Source organism: Serratia sp. Ser99, assembly GCF_024519545.1.
GTDB lineage: Bacteria > Pseudomonadota > Gammaproteobacteria > Enterobacterales > Enterobacteriaceae > Serratia > Serratia liquefaciens.
The window spans coordinates 52923-67865 of sequence record NZ_JALJRT010000003.1; the positions used below are offsets into that span (position 1 = coordinate 52923).

16 protein-coding genes are annotated in these 14943 nt (G+C 56.3%); 12 read left to right on the plus strand and 4 right to left on the minus strand.

Going from position 1 to position 14943, the window contains the following annotated elements; all coding sequences use genetic code 11:
• Window positions 1-113 precede the first annotated feature (113 nt).
• From NR114_RS07950 to NR114_RS07960, 3 genes are read left to right on the plus strand one after another with little or no spacing between them, the layout of a single operon-like run.
• A complete protein-coding gene (locus NR114_RS07950; protein WP_020825358.1) occupies window positions 114-728 on the plus strand; it encodes a methylthioribulose 1-phosphate dehydratase in 615 nt (204 codons plus the stop codon).
• The gene (mtnC, locus tag NR114_RS07955; protein ID WP_020825359.1) at window positions 725-1414 is read left to right on the plus strand and encodes an acireductone synthase; all 690 of its coding nucleotides are present in this window, start codon (window positions 725-727) and stop codon (window positions 1412-1414) included. Before NR114_RS07950 ends, mtnC begins: the two co-directional genes overlap by 4 nt.
• A complete protein-coding gene (locus tag NR114_RS07960) occupies window positions 1411-1953 on the plus strand; it encodes an acireductone dioxygenase (protein ID WP_044548476.1) in 543 nt (180 codons plus the stop codon). The genes mtnC and NR114_RS07960 overlap by 4 nt, the downstream gene beginning before the upstream one ends.
• 13 nt (window positions 1954-1966) lie before the next feature.
• Here NR114_RS07960 and mtnA read toward each other — a convergent pair whose 3' ends face one another.
• Window positions 1967-2995, minus strand: a complete 1029-nt coding sequence (gene mtnA / locus NR114_RS07965) for an S-methyl-5-thioribose-1-phosphate isomerase (protein ID WP_046374428.1) — start codon at window positions 2993-2995, stop codon at window positions 1967-1969.
• Window positions 2996-3139: 144 nt separating this feature from the next.
• Between mtnA and mtnK the strand changes: the two genes are divergently transcribed.
• Entirely contained in the window at window positions 3140-4339 is a 1200-nt protein-coding gene (gene mtnK / locus NR114_RS07970) for an S-methyl-5-thioribose kinase (protein WP_234529317.1), read from the plus strand.
• 85 nt (window positions 4340-4424) lie between these two features.
• Here mtnK and NR114_RS07975 read toward each other — a convergent pair whose 3' ends face one another.
• Both NR114_RS07975 and fadE read right to left on the minus strand, forming a co-directional pair.
• Entirely contained in the window at window positions 4425-4577 is a 153-nt protein-coding gene (locus NR114_RS07975; RefSeq protein ID WP_234529318.1) for a Hok/Gef family protein, read from the minus strand.
• Between the two features lie 288 nt (window positions 4578-4865).
• Window positions 4866-7322 (minus strand): acyl-CoA dehydrogenase FadE, encoded by a 2457-nt coding sequence (gene fadE, locus NR114_RS07980; RefSeq protein WP_020825363.1) that lies wholly within the window; start codon window positions 7320-7322, stop codon window positions 4866-4868.
• Between the two features lie 245 nt (window positions 7323-7567).
• Between fadE and lpcA the strand changes: the two genes are divergently transcribed.
• Entirely contained in the window at window positions 7568-8149 is a 582-nt protein-coding gene (gene lpcA, locus NR114_RS07985; RefSeq protein ID WP_004949058.1) for a D-sedoheptulose 7-phosphate isomerase, read from the plus strand.
• A gap of 97 nt (window positions 8150-8246) precedes the next feature.
• On the plus strand, window positions 8247-9053 hold the full coding sequence (locus NR114_RS07990; protein ID WP_020825364.1) for a class II glutamine amidotransferase: 807 nt from the start codon (window positions 8247-8249) through the stop codon (window positions 9051-9053).
• Here the strand turns inward: NR114_RS07990 and dpaA are convergent.
• The gene (gene dpaA / locus NR114_RS07995; protein ID WP_020825365.1) at window positions 8985-9755 is read right to left on the minus strand and encodes a peptidoglycan meso-diaminopimelic acid protein amidase; all 771 of its coding nucleotides are present in this window, start codon (window positions 9753-9755) and stop codon (window positions 8985-8987) included. The two genes, NR114_RS07990 and dpaA, sit on opposite strands and share 69 nt — an antisense overlap.
• A 255-nt stretch (window positions 9756-10010) precedes the next feature.
• Here dpaA and NR114_RS08000 point away from each other — a divergent pair, with 255 nt between their 5' ends.
• The 6 genes from NR114_RS08000 to nqrE are packed head-to-tail and all read left to right on the plus strand — an operon-like array spanning window position 10011 to window position 14936.
• Complete coding sequence (locus NR114_RS08000; protein WP_128864373.1) at window positions 10011-10298, plus strand: hypothetical protein; 288 nt, start codon at window positions 10011-10013, stop codon at window positions 10296-10298.
• Between the two features lie 34 nt (window positions 10299-10332).
• Window positions 10333-11682 carry a Na(+)-translocating NADH-quinone reductase subunit A gene (locus tag NR114_RS08005; RefSeq protein ID WP_020825366.1) on the plus strand — a complete coding sequence of 450 codons (1350 nt, stop codon included), beginning with the start codon at window positions 10333-10335 and terminating at the stop codon, window positions 11680-11682.
• 3 nt (window positions 11683-11685) lie between these two features.
• Window positions 11686-12927 carry an NADH:ubiquinone reductase (Na(+)-transporting) subunit B gene (locus NR114_RS08010; protein ID WP_020825367.1) on the plus strand — a complete coding sequence of 414 codons (1242 nt, stop codon included), beginning with the start codon at window positions 11686-11688 and terminating at the stop codon, window positions 12925-12927.
• Window positions 12917-13711: a Na(+)-translocating NADH-quinone reductase subunit C gene (locus NR114_RS08015; protein WP_234529319.1), complete on the plus strand. Its 795-nt coding sequence runs from the start codon at window positions 12917-12919 to the stop codon at window positions 13709-13711. The genes NR114_RS08010 and NR114_RS08015 overlap by 11 nt, the downstream gene beginning before the upstream one ends.
• Window positions 13704-14333, plus strand: a complete 630-nt coding sequence (locus tag NR114_RS08020; protein ID WP_020825369.1) for an NADH:ubiquinone reductase (Na(+)-transporting) subunit D — start codon at window positions 13704-13706, stop codon at window positions 14331-14333. Before NR114_RS08015 ends, NR114_RS08020 begins: the two co-directional genes overlap by 8 nt.
• A gap of 6 nt (window positions 14334-14339) precedes the next feature.
• A complete protein-coding gene (gene nqrE / locus NR114_RS08025) occupies window positions 14340-14936 on the plus strand; it encodes an NADH:ubiquinone reductase (Na(+)-transporting) subunit E (RefSeq protein WP_012005400.1) in 597 nt (198 codons plus the stop codon).
• Window positions 14937-14943 lie beyond the last annotated feature (7 nt).

The window sequence follows — 14943 nt, forward strand, 5'->3', positions numbered from 1 at the left end:
GTTAGTATTTGGCAATCAAGACGCTTAGATGGCTAAATGAAGAAAAAATCTAATCATTAATCAAATCATTCTAAGCTTCACCTGCTGGACGACCTTACTACCGGGAAACGATAATGACCGAAAATCCGCAACTTACAGCGCTGTTGTCTGCCTGTCACTGGATTGGCGAAAAGGGCTGGTGCCCGGCGACCGGCGGCAACATGTCGCTGCGCCTTGATGACCGACACTGTCTGGTGAGCGAATCCGGCAAGGATAAAGGCAGCCTGAGCGAATCGGATTTCCTGCTGGTGGAAACCGCCACCAACCATGTGCCGAGTGGCCGCACACCCTCGGCGGAAACCGGCCTGCATACCTTGATTTACCGGCTGTACCCACAGATTGGCGCGGTGTTGCATACGCATTCGGTGAATGCGACAGTGTTGTCACGCGTTGAATCCAGCGAGCGTTTGGTGTTGCAGGGCTATGAGATGCAAAAATCTCTCGCCGGGCAGAGCTCTCATCTGGATACCGTAGCGATCCCCATTTTCGACAACGATCAGGACATTCCGCGCTTGGCCGCGCGCGTCGCGGCCTATGCCGAAGTGACGCCATTGCAGTACGGTTTTCTGGTGCGGGGTCACGGCCTGTATTGTTGGGGCCGCCAGGTTGCGGAGGCTCGTCGTCACCTTGAAGGGCTGGAATTCCTGTTCCAGTGCGAACTGCAACGCCGTTTACTGGAGGCAAAATGATCCGCGCCATCGTCACTGACATTGAAGGTACCACCAGCGATATCCGCTTTGTTCATCAGGTGCTGTTTCCCTATGCGCGTGAACGTTTGGCACCGTTTATCCGTCAGCACCAGGCAGAGGCTGAGGTGGCTGCGCCGCTGGCTGCCCTGCGTCATGAGATTGACCAACCGCAGGCGGATATTGAGCAACTTATTGCCGCGCTCTACCGTTTTATGGACGAAGATCGCAAATCCACCGCGCTGAAGGCACTGCAAGGCATCATCTGGCGCAGTGGCTACCACAACGGTGATTTCCGCGGGCATTTATACCCTGAAGTGGCCGGGCAGCTAAGCGCCTGGCAGCAGCAGGGGCTGAAGCTATACGTTTACTCTTCCGGCTCGGTGGAAGCGCAGAAACTGCTGTTCGGCAACAGTGATGCCGGCGATCTGCAGCCATTGTTCAGCGGGTATTTCGATACCCACGTCGGGGCCAAGCGTGAAACCGCCTCGTACCGCAATATTGCCAATGAAATCGGTATCGCCGCCGACGAGCTGCTGTTCCTTTCCGATATTCATCAAGAGCTGGATGCCGCGCGAGCCGCCGGTTGGCATACCTGTCAGCTGATCCGCGACGACGCCGATGCGCAGAGCCGGCACCCGCAGGTTAACCGTTTTGATCACATCGATTTAGGGGAGTTTGCCTCATGAGTGGATTGACGATTTTCAGCGATAAAGAGCCGCAGCAGCCGCTGTGGCAGAGCCGCGACGCCGAAGCTATTCAGCAGCAACTGGCACAAATCGGCGTGCGTTTTGAACGCTGGCAGGCCGATCGTGAACTGGGTGACAACCCGGAACCGGCGGCGGTGATTGCCGCTTACCAGCATGAAATTGATCGTCTGGTGGCGGAAAAAGGCTACCAGAGTTGGGATGTGATCAGCATGCGTCCGGACAACGCCCAGCGCGAAGTGCTGCGCGAAAAGTTTCTTTCCGAACACACCCATGGTGAAGACGAAGTGCGGTTTTTTGTCGAAGGCGCGGGGCTGTTCTGTCTGCATCTGAACGGCAAGATCTACCAGATCCTGTGCGAGAAGAACGATCTGATTTCCGTGCCGGCAGACACTCGCCATTGGTTTGACATGGGATCGGCGCCGAATTTCACGGCGATCCGCGTGTTCGATAACCCGGAAGGCTGGGTGGCACATTTCACCGGCGATAAAATCGCCGATGCTTATCCGCGTCTCAACTGATACTGCGCGGGCGTTAGCCTAACGCCCGCTGGAAGATCCCATCATTGACCTGCTGTGGTGTAATCACGCCGCTGTCAAACACCCAACCGCTGATAAGCTTCGCCGGCGTGACGTCAAACGCCGGGTTGTAAACCTGCGCATCGGTTGGCGCCCATTGGCATGAGCCAAAACTGCCCGACACACCGGTCACCTCAGCTGCGGCGCGCTGCTCGATAGGGATGGCTGCGCCGTTCGGACAGTGGGGGTCGTGCGTTGTATGCGGGGCGGCAACGTAGAAGGGGATGTTGTGGTAATGCGCCAGGACTGCCAGGCTGTAGGTGCCTATTTTATTGGCAACGTCACCGTTGGCAGCGATGCGATCGGCCCCCACCCATACGGCGTCGACCTGGCCCTGCGCCATCAGACTGGCAGCCATGGAGTCGCAAATTAACCGATAAGGAATACCCAACTCGCCCAGCTCCCAGGCGGTCAAACGGCCACCCTGCAGCAGCGGCCGGGTTTCATCCACCCACACCTGCTGCACTTTGCCCTGCTGATGGGCGCGTAGTAGCACACCAATGGCAGTACCGACGCCAGCGGTCGCCAAGCCACCGGTATTGCAATGGGTCAGCAGGCGACTGCCGGGTTTTACCAGTTCGGCCCCGTGGTCGGCAATGCGATCGCACAATTTGCGGTCTTCTTCCACTAGCCGCAAGGCTTCTTCCACCATCGTCGGCACCCATTGCGGTTGCGCCAGCGCCAGCTTCATGCGGTCCAGATTGTTCATCAGATTGACCGCCGTCGGCCTTGAAGCACGCAGAGTGATCAGTGCCTGCTCAAGCTGTTCACGCGGCAGCCCACGTTCTGCCAACAGGGCCAACAGCAGGCTGGCGGACAGGCCGATCAGCGGTGCGCCCCGCACCCGCAAGGTATGAATATGATCAACCAGTTCCTCTACGCTGTCGCAGGTTCGCCACTGTTTTTCCTGCGGCAAAGCCTGCTGATCGAGGATCCAAAGTCGGTTGTCACGCAGGGTCAAACTGGTGGTGTTAAGCGCTTGCATCGGCAGTTAATTCCTTGTTGCGTAGTTATTGCATCTGGAAAGCTATTCTGCCAACATGACTTCCAGATGTATAGACGTCCAAATGCTTTTACGTCTAAAAAATAATAATCGTTGTGTCAGAGAGACAGGAAAGAGGGGTTGGGAATGTCGCATTATCGTACGTTTACTGCTGCCGATGCCGTTGAGTATGCTCGCCAATACGGGCAGTTAGCCGATCCGCAGGCGCTGGTGAGCGCTGACGAGATTGGTGACGGCAATCTGAACCTGGTGTTCAAGATCCGCGATCGCGATGGCGTGAGCAGGGTGATCGTTAAACAGGCGCTGCCGTATGTACGCTGCGTGGGCGAATCCTGGCCATTGACCCTGGATCGGGCACGGATCGAAGCGGAAACTCTGTTGATCCACGGCGGTTTTTGCCCAAGGCATACGGTAAAAGTGTTGCATCATGATCCCGAGCTGGCGGTGATGGTGCAGGAAGATCTTTCCGACCACCACATCTGGCGCAGTGAATTGCTCAAGGGCCACTATTACCCTCTGGCGGCCGGGCAATTGGCGGAATATTTGGCGCAGACCCTGTTCCATACCTCCGATTTCTATCAGACGGCACAGGCAAAAAAGGCCGAAGTTAGTCGCTTCACCAACCCTGAACTGTGCCAGATCACCGAAGATCTTTTCTTTACCGATCCCTATATCGATCATGAGCGTAATCAGTTTGACCCGGTGCTGCTGCCCCAGGTGCGAGAGCTGCGTAACGATCCCGCGTTGAAGCTGGCGGTGGCTGGACTGAAACACCGCTTTCTGAGCAAGGCGGAAGCGTTGCTGCACGGCGATATCCACAGCGGCTCAATTTTTGTTGCGGAAGGCAAGTTGAAGGCGATAGACGCCGAGTTTGGTTTCTATGGGCCGATCGGGTTTGACGTCGGCAGCGCCTTGGGCAATCTGTTGTTGAACTACTGCGGTCTGCCGGGACTGTTAGGGCCGCGTGACGCCGCCGCCGGGCGAGAACAACGCCTGCAGGATGTGCGCGAACTCTGGCTGATTTTTGCCGATCGCTTCCTGGCGCTGTGCCACCAATACACTCGTGAGCCGGCGCTGGCGGTGCCAGGTTACGCCGAGCAGTTCCTGCAGCAGGTGTGGACGGATGCGGTAGGTTATTGTGGCAGCGAACTGATTCGCCGCACTATCGGTCTGGCACACGTGGCCGATCTGGACAGTATTAGCGATGCCGAGATGCGTGCAGAATGCCAGCGCCACGCATTGAGCCTTGGCCGAGCGCTGATCGTTAATGCGTCGCAGATCGAACATATCGATGCACTGCTGGCGCGCATTCGCCAAAACGGCTAGCAGCCTGACGGATACGGCGAGGAAGGGTGCTCATGGATCTGTCGTAACAACCAACAGGCGGGGCTTGCCCCGCCGTTGGGTTGCCTTACCGTTCGGGTTCGTAAGCCAAAATGGCTGCAACCTCCGTGTCCCCCAGTTTGATGCGCAATTCACACAGTGAACCGCGAGTGATCCACATCAGCGCGACAAGCGTTATGCAGATAATCATCAGCCTAAGAATGACCCGTTCCTGCTGCATTTTTGACCTCCTTATCCTTGCCTTCCGGCGGGTAAGAGGCTAACCTGACGTTGCTTAGACGTTCAGAGTGGCCTCGGGTTGATGTATCGACTCGGGGCCTTTCTCTTTCTATCCTCGACTAAACTGAAGCTCCGGACAGAAAGATCCAGAGCACCCACCGGCAGTCTATCCGATAATCTCCAAGGTTAAATTAGCCGTTCTGGTAACGTTGCGAACGGCTGCGCATTTCTCAGTGGAAATAAAAAAGGGGCGATGATTATCGCCCCTGAGTGCACGTGTTTATTGCCGTTACGCGGCTTCGGTATGCTTCTGGCGCTTATCCTGCTTTAGCGGCTTTTCCGGCTTGCTGGCCGCCAGCGCATCCGGCTCGAAATCATCCACGTTGATGGAACGCAGACGGCTCTCTTCGGCTTTCACCAGGATCTTCGCTTCATCGGCGCTGATTTTGCCTTCTTCCAGTGCCCGCTGTGCCAAACGATCCAGTCGGGTGAATGGCAGGTTTTTACCACTCTCCTTACACAGACGCAGGTGAATCGGCTCTGCGGCAATCACGTCCGCCAATGCGGCTTCCAACAGGCCTACCGGGTTATGCTCGCTCGGCGTCAGATACTGACCGCGCCCCAGACGGCTGCGGGTGGCAGACGGCTGTTGGAGGATCTTGGCCAATTGGTGATCCAGACGGTCAGAAGGTGCAGTATGCACGCGGCCGAACGGGAAGATCACGAAGCGCATCGCACCGGCGATAAAGCGGTTCGGGAAGTTGCGCAGCAGATCGTCCAACGCTTGTTCCGCCTGGTGCAGACTGTCCTGCACGCCCCAGTGAACCAGCGGTAAATCTTCTTTCTGACGGCCTTCATCTTCAAAACGTTTCAGCGTAGCGGAAGCCAGGTACATTTGGCTGAGAATATCCCCGAGACGGGCCGAGATACGCTCGCGGCGCTTCAGGCTGCCGCCCAGCACCCCCATAGAAACGTCCGACAGCAGCGCCAGGTTAGCGCTTAGGCGGTTCAACTGCTGATAATAGCGACGAGTCGCGTCTTTGGTCGGTGTGCCACTGGTGCGGCCGTTGGTCAGGCCCAGCCAGAAGCTGCGCACCTTGTTGCTGCCGACGTGGCCCAGATGGCCGAACAGCGATTTATCGAAGGCGTTCAGGTCGTTATTTTGCGCTGCCGCCATTTCATCCAGTACATAAGGATGGCAACGGATAGCGCCCTGACCGAAGATCATCATGGTACGGGTCAGGATATTCGCGCCTTCCACCGTGATGGCGATAGGCGCGCCCTGATAGGCACGGGCCAGGAAGTTGGATTTGCCCAGCATGATGCCTTTACCGCCGGCAATATCCATTGCATCGATGATTGCCTGCTGGCCTCTGTGGGTACAGTGGTATTTCACGATGGCCGACAGCACCGCCGGTTTCTCGCCCAGCATCAGGCCGCTGGTGATAAGCGTAGCCGCGGCATCCATCACATAGGTGTTACCGGCGATACGCGCCAGTGGCTCTTCAATGCCTTCCATTTTGCCGATCGAGATTTTGAACTGACGGCGGATATGGGCGTAAGCGCCAATGCCCAACGCCATGGATTTCACGCTACCGGTGGAGTTGGAAGGCAAGGTGATGCCACGGCCTACCGACAGACATTCAACCAGCATGCGCCAGCCCTGACCGGCCATTTTTGGCCCGCCAATGATGTAATCGATAGGTACGAACACGTCGTTACCGCGGGTAGGGCCGTTTTGGAACGGCACGTTCAGCGGGAAGTGACGGTTACCGATTTCAACGCCCGGAGTGCTGGTTGGGATCAGCGCACAGGTGATGCCCGGTGATTCGTTATTGCCCAGCAGGTGGTTCGGGTCATAAAGTTTGAACGCCAGGCCCAGCACGGTCGCCACCGGTGCCAGCGTGATGTAGCGCTTGTTCCAGGTCAGGCGCATGCCCAACACCTGCTCGCCTTGCCACTCACCCATGCAGACGGTACCGACATCCGGAATAGCGCCGGCATCGGAACCCGCTTCCGGGCTGGTCAGGGCGAAACAAGGGATCTCGTCGCCGCGCGCCAGGCCCGGCAAATAATGATTTTTCTGCTCGTCAGTCCCGTAATGCTGCAGCAGTTCGCCCGGACCGAGGGAGTTCGGCACGCCAACGGTGATCGCCAGAATGCCGGAAACGCCAGCCAGTTTTTGCAGCACGCGAGCCTGAGCATAAGGAGAGAAGTCCAGGCCGCCGTACTCTTTCTTGATGATCATCGCGAAGAAGCGGTGTTCTTTCAGGTACGCCCACAGTTCCGGCGGCAAATCGGCCAGTTCGTGAGTGATCTGGAAGTCGTTGGCCATGCGGCAAGCTTCTTCCACCGGGCCGTCAATAAACGCCTGCTCTTCGGCGGTCAGCTGCGGTTTCGGGTAATTATGCAGCTTGTTCCAGTCCGGCGTCCCGCGGAACAGATCGCCTTCCCACCAGGTGGTACCGGCTTCGATCGCTTCCTTTTCGGTGGTGGACATAGGCGGCATTACCTTGCGGAACGCACGCAGCGCCGGTGCAGACAGCATCGAACGGCGCAGTGACGTGATGTTCAGCGGCAGCAGGATAATCGCCAGCGGCAGCAGCATCCAGAAGGTCCAAAGACCGATGGCGCCCATGGCGGCGGTGTATGCCAGCAGGATAAGGCTACTGAGGGTGAGGTTCACTCGGTGATAGAACACCACACCAATGAGTGCCAGTAAAACAACAATACTAAGAACCATCATAAGAAGCTCCAAAGTGGCAAGAGGTCTGACCTGTTGTGTGTATGTAATAGGTTTTAGTACAAGCCCATATTTTTATCAATGCATTTACAGTTTAATTACAACTTAAGTCACAATCTGACCGCACCAATCATCAAAAACCTCAGCGGCACCTCAACGAAGGCGCTGTTTGACTCAGAGTGCTTCTCGGTTTTTCCCCGATCCGGTACACTGCGGAGCGGAAGATTGACGATAACAAGAGGTTCCTCATGTACCACGACCTTATTCGCAGTGAACTGAACGAAGCGGCCGATACCCTGGCGAAATTTATCAATGACGATGCCAATATCGACGCCATTCAACGCGCGGCAGTGCTGCTGGCCGATTCCTTCAAAGCCGGTGGGAAAGTCATTTCCTGCGGTAACGGTGGCTCCCACTGTGATGCCATGCACTTTGCCGAAGAGCTGACCGGCCGCTACCGTGAAAACCGCCCAGGCTATCCGGCGATTGCCATTTCCGACGTCAGCCACCTGTCTTGCGTCAGCAACGACTTCGGCTACGAGTATGTGTTTTCGCGCTATGTGGAAGCGGTAGGCCGCGAAGGCGACGTACTGCTGGGCATTTCCACCTCAGGCAACTCCGGCAACATCATTAAAGCTATCGAAGCGGCGCGTGCCAAAGGGATGAAAGTGATCACCCTAACCGGCAAAGACGGCGGCAAAATGGCCGGTTCCGCAGACGTGGAAATCCGCGTACCGCACTTCGGTTACGCCGATCGCATCCAGGAAATTCATATCAAAGCGATCCACATCTTGATTCAGCTGATCGAAAAAGAGATGGTTAAGGCTTAACGGCTTTAGGGGGCGCACAGCCCCCGCTAATATTGTATTGGGGTGCGCCTGGCGCGCTCCAATAGACGGCGTCAGGGTGGTTAAGGAGTGGCAAGCGATGTGTGAACTGCTCGGGATGAGCGCAAACGTACCGACCGATATTTGCTTTAGCTTTACCGGGCTGGTTCAGCGCGGTGGCCGTACCGGGCCACATAAAGATGGTTGGGGCATTACCTTCTATGAAGGGAACGGTTGCCGCACGTTTAAAGATCCCCAGCCGAGTTTCGACTCGCCGATCGCCCGTCTGGTGCAAGAATATCCGATTAAGTCCTGTGCGGTGGTTTCGCATATCCGCCAGGCTAATCGCGGTGAAGTGGCGCTGGAGAATACCCACCCTTTTACCCGTGAGCTGTGGGGCCGTAACTGGACCTACGCGCACAATGGCCAATTGAAAGGCTATCGCCAGTTGGAAACCGGCAACTTCCGCCCGGTCGGCCAGACTGACAGCGAATATGCTTTCTGCTGGTTGCTGCACCAGCTTTCCCTGAAATACCCACGCACTCCGAGCCGTTGGCCGCCAGTATTCCGCTATATCGCGCTGTTGGCGGATCAACTACGCCAGAAAGGGGTATTCAACATGCTGCTGTCGGACGGGCGTTTTGTGATGGCGTACTGCTCCACCAATTTGTATTGGATCACGCGTCGTGCGCCATTCGGGAAAGCTACGTTACTCGATCAGGACGTGGAGATTGATTTCCAGCAGCAGACCACACCTAACGATGTGGTCACGGTGATTGCCACCCAACCGCTGACGGCGAATGAAACCTGGCACAAGATTGCGCCAGGCGAATTCGCGTTATTTCACTTCGGTGAGCGGCTTGGCCTGAGCGAAGGGATTGGTGCTGACAGCGGGAGCCGTGGTTGACGCATACTGCGTCATCTGGCTGCTGCTCATCAACGGTTGGCCCAGCACGTACTGACCGTTGGATACCCCCACCATTGGCGGTTGATGGTTTTTGACGAAGTAGTCATAACCCGGCTTCAACTGGCGCCAAAAAGCGATGTAGTTAGACGAACTGTGTCGCTTCAGGTTTTGATCGGTCATGCGGAACGGGTAGATACTGATATCAATCCGGCTCTGACCATAAGCGAACGCAGCTTCGACATAACGATAAATCTCATCCATATAGGTGTTGGTCATCGCGTAACACCCAATTGATTTGCATTCACCGTGGATCATCAGATAAGCGCCGGAATACCCCTGTGATTTATCGTAATCATTAGGGAAGCCGATATTTATTGCCCGATAATACTTACTGTCGGGTTTCAGATGGCGCGAGTCGACGCTATAAAAGCCTTCCGGACTTTTAAAGTCACCTTCACGACGTTTCGGGCCCAGGCCGCCGGAGAAATTGCAGATAGGGAAAGAGTTCACCAGGCGGAATTCATTGCCCATTTTGGCATACAACTCCAGCGTGCGTTCTTCTTTGAATATCTGAATATAAACCGGTGAACCCACTAATTGCTGCTTAACCACCGGCGCCTCGGGAACCTGCTCGCTGGCGCTGCAGGCCGTGATCATCGGCATAGAAAAAAGCATCGCAAACAACAACGCGATTTTGCTCATTATTATTCCTGCTTATATTTATCTGCTGGCTCAATGTAGACATGGCCAACATGCCACTGATTATTGTTTTACGGTCTTAAAACACCGTCAGATTACCAGCGTGTTCTTTTTTAGCAATATGCGATGTGTATAAAAAAACTACAAACTTCGATAAAAGTGAATCGACAGGCAGATTTTAACGATTGGTGGAGTAAAACAGCGGAAATTTAATTGCGTTTGCTTGACTCAGGTCACTGCCCAGCGCAGAAAAATGTTGTGAAAAATGTTAATATCCCGGCTCGAATTAATCTGCTGTTACGTCCGCAGAATGAGGTGTTGAGCTTACTTCTCGGGGGGATTGAATCACCCCTGCGGCAACAAAGTATTAACAGCGTTTTTAGCGCGCAAAAATGGATCCAGGAGTTATCAACGGAATGTTCGCGACCCCATTTTGTCAGTGCGAAAGATTTCATGTTGAGCGTGATGCCGTTGCGCTTAACCCAGAGGCTGCTGATGCAGTCTCATCATCCAGGCATCGTCAGCACCAGCCTCTGGGGCCGGTAAGACGTGTGAAACTAACCAACATCGTATAAATCTTATGATTAAAATCAGAAAAGGGTTAGATCTGCCCATTGCCGGAACACCGGTTCAGGCAATTCATGACGGCCCAATCATTCAGCATGTCGCCCTGCTTGGGGAAGAATACGTCGGAATGCGCCCGTCCATGCTGGTGCAGGAAGGCGATAGCGTTAAGAAAGGTCAGGCGCTGTTCGAAGATAAAAAGACCCCCGGCGTATTCTTCACTGCGCCAGCCAGCGGCCGCATCGTAGCCATCAACCGTGGTGAACGGCGCGTTTTGCAGTCGGTGGTGATCGCCATCGAAAATGGCGGTGACGAACAGCTGGAGTTTGCCCATTACCCGATGGCGGAACTGGCCATGTTGCCGCGCGAGCAGGTCGAAAGCGAACTGATCGCCAGCGGCTTGTGGACGGCGTTGCGCACCCGCCCTTTCAGCAAAACCCCTGTACCGGGAACGACGCCGCGTGCCATTTTCGTTACCGCCATGGACAGCCAGCCGCTGGCTGCCGATCCGTTGGTGATCATTACCGAACAACTGGCGGCATTTAACGCCGGGTTAGCGGTATTGGCACGCTTGACCGACGGTAAAGTCCACGTCTGTCACGCATCAGGTGCGAACCTGGGCAAGCAGCCGGATGCACAGGTGACCTATAACGAGTTTGCCGGCCCGCATCCTGCCGGGTTGGTGGGGACCCATATCCACTTCCTCGAACCGGTCAGTTTGAAAAAAACCGTCTGGCATATCGGTTATCAGGACGTGATCGCTATAGGGACGCTATTCACTACCGGCAAGCTCGATACCGATCGGGTGGTGGCGCTGGCCGGCCCGCAGGTGGAACAGCCACAGCTGCTGCGTACCCGCCTGGGGGCCAGCCTCGATGAACTGACCGCCGGCCGTCTTAAAGCCGGTGAAAACCGGGTGATTTCAGGCTCGGTGCTGAGCGGCACCCACGTCGCTGGCCCTAACGCCTATCTTGGCCGTTTCCACTCGCAGGTTTCCGTGCTTGAAGAAGGGCGTGATAAACAGCTGTTCGGCTGGATCGCGCCGTCGCCGGATAAATTCTCTATCACCCGCACCACGCTGGGCCATTTCCTGAAAAACAAGCTGTTCGCCTTCTCGACCACCACCCACGGTGGCGAACGCGCCATGGTACCGATCGGCAACTATGAGCGGGTGATGCCGCTGGACATTCTGCCGACGCTGCTGCTGCGTGACCTGCTGGCGGGTGACAGCGACAGTGCACAGGCGCTGGGCTGTCTGGAGCTGGATGAAGAAGATCTGGCGCTTTGCACCTTCGTCTGCCCCGGCAAGTATGAATACGCTCCGGTGCTGCGCGACGTGCTGACCAAGATTGAGCAGGAAGGATAACCGATGGGCCTGAAGAACTTTTTTGACAAAATCGAGCATCACTTCACTCCGGGCGGCAAGCTGGAAAAGTGGTACCCGCTGTTTGAAGCCACGACGACGGTGTTTTACACCCCGGGTCTGGTGACACGCGGCGCTTCGCACGTGCGCGACGCCATCGATCTGAAACGCATGATGATCCTGGTATGGCTGGCCGTTTTCCCGGCGATGTTCTGGGGTATGTACAACGTTGGCCAACAGGCCATTCCGGCGCTGCATCACCTCTACAGCGGCGATCAGCTGCAACAGGTATTGGCGGGCGACTGGCACTACCGGCTGGCGCAATGGTTGGGGGCTTCTTTGGCGGCGGACGCCGGCTGGGTCAGCAAAATGGTGCTGGGTGCCTGCTACTTCCTGCCGATATACGCCGTGGTGTTTCTGGTCGGCGGATTTTGGGAAGTGCTGTTCGCTATCATTCGCAAGCACGAGATTAACGAAGGTTTCTTTGTTACCTCGATTCTGTTTGCGCTGATTGTGCCGCCCACGCTGCCGCTGTGGCAGGCCGCGCTGGGGATTACCTTCGGCGTGGTGGTGGCGAAAGAAATTTTCGGCGGCACCGGGCGCAACTTCCTTAACCCGGCATTGGCGGGGCGCGCTTTCCTGTTCTTCGCTTATCCGGCGCAGATTTCCGGTGACCTGGTGTGGACCTCCGCCGACGGTTTCTCCGGCGCAACGCCGCTGGCGCAATGGAGCGCGGGTGGGGCGCACAGTCTGAGCAACGTCGCTACCGGCCAGTCAATCAGCTGGATGGACGCGTTTCTCGGCAACATTCCCGGCTCCGTCGGCGAAGTTTCCACACTGATGATCCTGCTTGGCGGGGCGATAATCCTGTTCGGTCGTGTGGCATCCTGGCGCATCGTCGCCGGCGTGATGCTGGGCATGATGGCTACCGCCTTCCTGTTTAATTCCATCGGTTCTACTACTAACCCGCTGTTCGCCATGCCGTGGTACTGGCACCTGGTGTTAGGTGGTTTCGCCTTCGGCATGATCTTTATGGCCACCGATCCGGTTTCCGCCTCGTTCACCAATAAGGGGAAATGGTGGTACGGCATCCTGATTGGCGTGATGTGCGTGCTGATCCGGGTGGTCAATCCGGCCTATCCGGAAGGCATGATGCTGGCGATCCTGTTCGCCAACCTGTTCGCGCCGCTGTTCGATTATCTGGTGGTGCAGGCCAACATCAAGCGGAGAAAAGCCCGTGGCGAATGAATCTAAAAACGACAGCATCGGTAAAACGCTGCTGGTGGTACTGCTGTTGTGCCTGGTGTGTTCTGTGGTGGTGGCGGGTTCCGCCGTCGGTCTGAAGTCCAAACAGCAGGAACAAAAGCTGCTCGACAAGCAGCGCAATATCCTCGATGTGGCCGGCCTGCTGCAACCGAAAATGGAGGGCGAGCAGGTCAAAACGCTGTTCACCCAACGCATCGAACCCCGGTTGCTGGATTTAAACAGCGGTGAGTTTGTTACCGGCAAGGCAGCGGCGTTCGATCTGGCTGCGGCATTGCGTGATGACAGCAAAAGTGCGGCGTTGCCGGCGGCTGACGATCCGGCGGGCATCAAACGCCGCAGTAACCAGGCGGAAATCTATCTGGTGCGTGACGACAGCGGCGCGGTGAACAAAATTGTGCTGCCGGTTTACGGCACGGGCCTGTGGTCAATGATGTACGCCTTTGTTGCGCTGGATAACGACGGTAACACGGTGAAAGGCATTACTTACTACCAGCAAGGAGAAACCCCGGGCCTGGGTGGTGAGGTTGAGAATGCCAGCTGGCGCGAGCAGTGGGTCGGTAAAAAGCTGTTTGACGATAACGGGCAACCGGCGATCCGCGTAGTGAAAGGCGGAGCGCGTCAGGGAGATGAACACGGGGTGGACGGCTTGTCCGGCGCCACGCTGACCTCCAACGGCGTGCAGCATACTTTTGACTTCTGGTTGGGCGAGCACGGCTTTGGCCCGTTCCTGAAAAAAGTTCGTGAAGGAGCGCTGAAAAATGGCTGATTCCAAAGAGATTAAACGGGTCCTTTTAGGGCCTCTGTTCGACAACAACCCGATTGCCCTGCAGGTGTTGGGCGTCTGCTCCGCGCTGGCGGTGACCACCAAGCTGGAAACGGCGGTGGTGATGACCATCGCTGTGACGCTGGTTACGGCGTTTTCCAGCTTCTTTATTTCGTTGATCCGTCACCATATTCCGAACAGCGTACGCATTATCGTGCAGATGGCGATTATCGCCTCGCTGGTGATCGTGGTCGATCAGCTGCTGCGCGCCTATGCGTTCGAGATTTCCAAGCAGCTGTCGGTGTTCGTTGGCCTGATCATCACCAACTGTATCGTGATGGGGCGCGCCGAAGCCTATGCCATGAAGTCGCCGCCCATCGAGAGTTTCATGGACGGTATCGGCAATGGGCTGGGGTACGGGGTAATCCTGGTGCTGGTTGGCTTCCTGCGTGAGCTGTTCGGTTCCGGCAAACTGTTCGGCATCCCGGTGCTGGAAACGGTACAGAACGGCGGTTGGTATCAGCCAAACGGTTTGTTCCTGTTGGCACCGAGCGCGTTCTTTATCATCGGCCTGCTGATCTGGGCGCTCCGCACCCTGAAACCAGCGCAGATCGAAAAGGAGTAATGGCCGATGGAACATTATATCAGCCTGTTTGTACGCGCAGTGTTCGTAGAGAACATGGCATTGGCGTTCTTCCTGGGGATGTGTACCTTCCTGGCGGTATCGAAGAAGGTCTCGACCGCCTTTGGTTTGGGGATTGCGGTTACCCTGGTGCTCGGCATCTCTGTGCCGGTTAACAACCTGGTCTACAACCTGATCCTGCGTGATGGCGCGCTGGTGGAAGGCGTTGATCTGAGCTTCCTCAACTTCATCACCTTTATCGGCGTGATTGCTGCGCTGGTGCAGATTCTGGAGATGATCCTCGATCGCTTCTTCCCGTCGCTGTACAACGCACTCGGCATTTTCCTGCCGCTGATCACCGTGAACTGCGCCATCTTCGGCGGTGTGTCCTTCATGGTGCAACGTGACTACAACTTCGCCGAGTCGGTGGTGTACGGCTTCGGTTCCGGCACGGGCTGGATGTTGGCGATAGTCGCGATGGCGGGGATCCGCGAAAAACTCAAGTATGCCAATGTCCCCGCAGGGTTGCGCGGCCTGGGCATTACCTTTATCACCACCGGGCTGATGGCGTTGGGCTTTATGTCCTTCTCCGGTGTTCAGTTGTAAAGGCGGG

Excerpts from the sequence above, each read along its gene's own strand:
- lpcA (WP_004949058.1), top strand. The coding sequence starts at position 7,568 with ATGTACCACGACCTTATTCGCAGTGAACTGAACGAAGCGGCCGATACC.
- NR114_RS07950 (WP_020825358.1), top strand. The coding sequence starts at position 114 with ATGACCGAAAATCCGCAACTTACAGCGCTGTTGTCTGCCTGTCACTGG.
- mtnA (WP_046374428.1), bottom strand. The coding sequence starts at position 2,995 with ATGCAAGCGCTTAACACCACCAGTTTGACCCTGCGTGACAACCGACTT.
- mtnK (WP_234529317.1), top strand. The coding sequence starts at position 3,140 with ATGTCGCATTATCGTACGTTTACTGCTGCCGATGCCGTTGAGTATGCT.
- NR114_RS07975 (WP_234529318.1), bottom strand. The coding sequence starts at position 4,577 with ATGCAGCAGGAACGGGTCATTCTTAGGCTGATGATTATCTGCATAACG.
- nqrE (WP_012005400.1), top strand. The coding sequence starts at position 14,340 with ATGGAACATTATATCAGCCTGTTTGTACGCGCAGTGTTCGTAGAGAAC.
- NR114_RS07960 (WP_044548476.1), top strand. The coding sequence starts at position 1,411 with ATGAGTGGATTGACGATTTTCAGCGATAAAGAGCCGCAGCAGCCGCTG.
- dpaA (WP_020825365.1), bottom strand. The coding sequence starts at position 9,755 with ATGAGCAAAATCGCGTTGTTGTTTGCGATGCTTTTTTCTATGCCGATG.
- NR114_RS08005 (WP_020825366.1), top strand. The coding sequence starts at position 10,333 with ATGATTAAAATCAGAAAAGGGTTAGATCTGCCCATTGCCGGAACACCG.
- mtnC (WP_020825359.1), top strand. The coding sequence starts at position 725 with ATGATCCGCGCCATCGTCACTGACATTGAAGGTACCACCAGCGATATC.
- NR114_RS08010 (WP_020825367.1), top strand. The coding sequence starts at position 11,686 with ATGGGCCTGAAGAACTTTTTTGACAAAATCGAGCATCACTTCACTCCG.
- fadE (WP_020825363.1), bottom strand. The coding sequence starts at position 7,322 with ATGATGGTTCTTAGTATTGTTGTTTTACTGGCACTCATTGGTGTGGTG.
- NR114_RS07990 (WP_020825364.1), top strand. The coding sequence starts at position 8,247 with ATGTGTGAACTGCTCGGGATGAGCGCAAACGTACCGACCGATATTTGC.
- NR114_RS08020 (WP_020825369.1), top strand. The coding sequence starts at position 13,704 with ATGGCTGATTCCAAAGAGATTAAACGGGTCCTTTTAGGGCCTCTGTTC.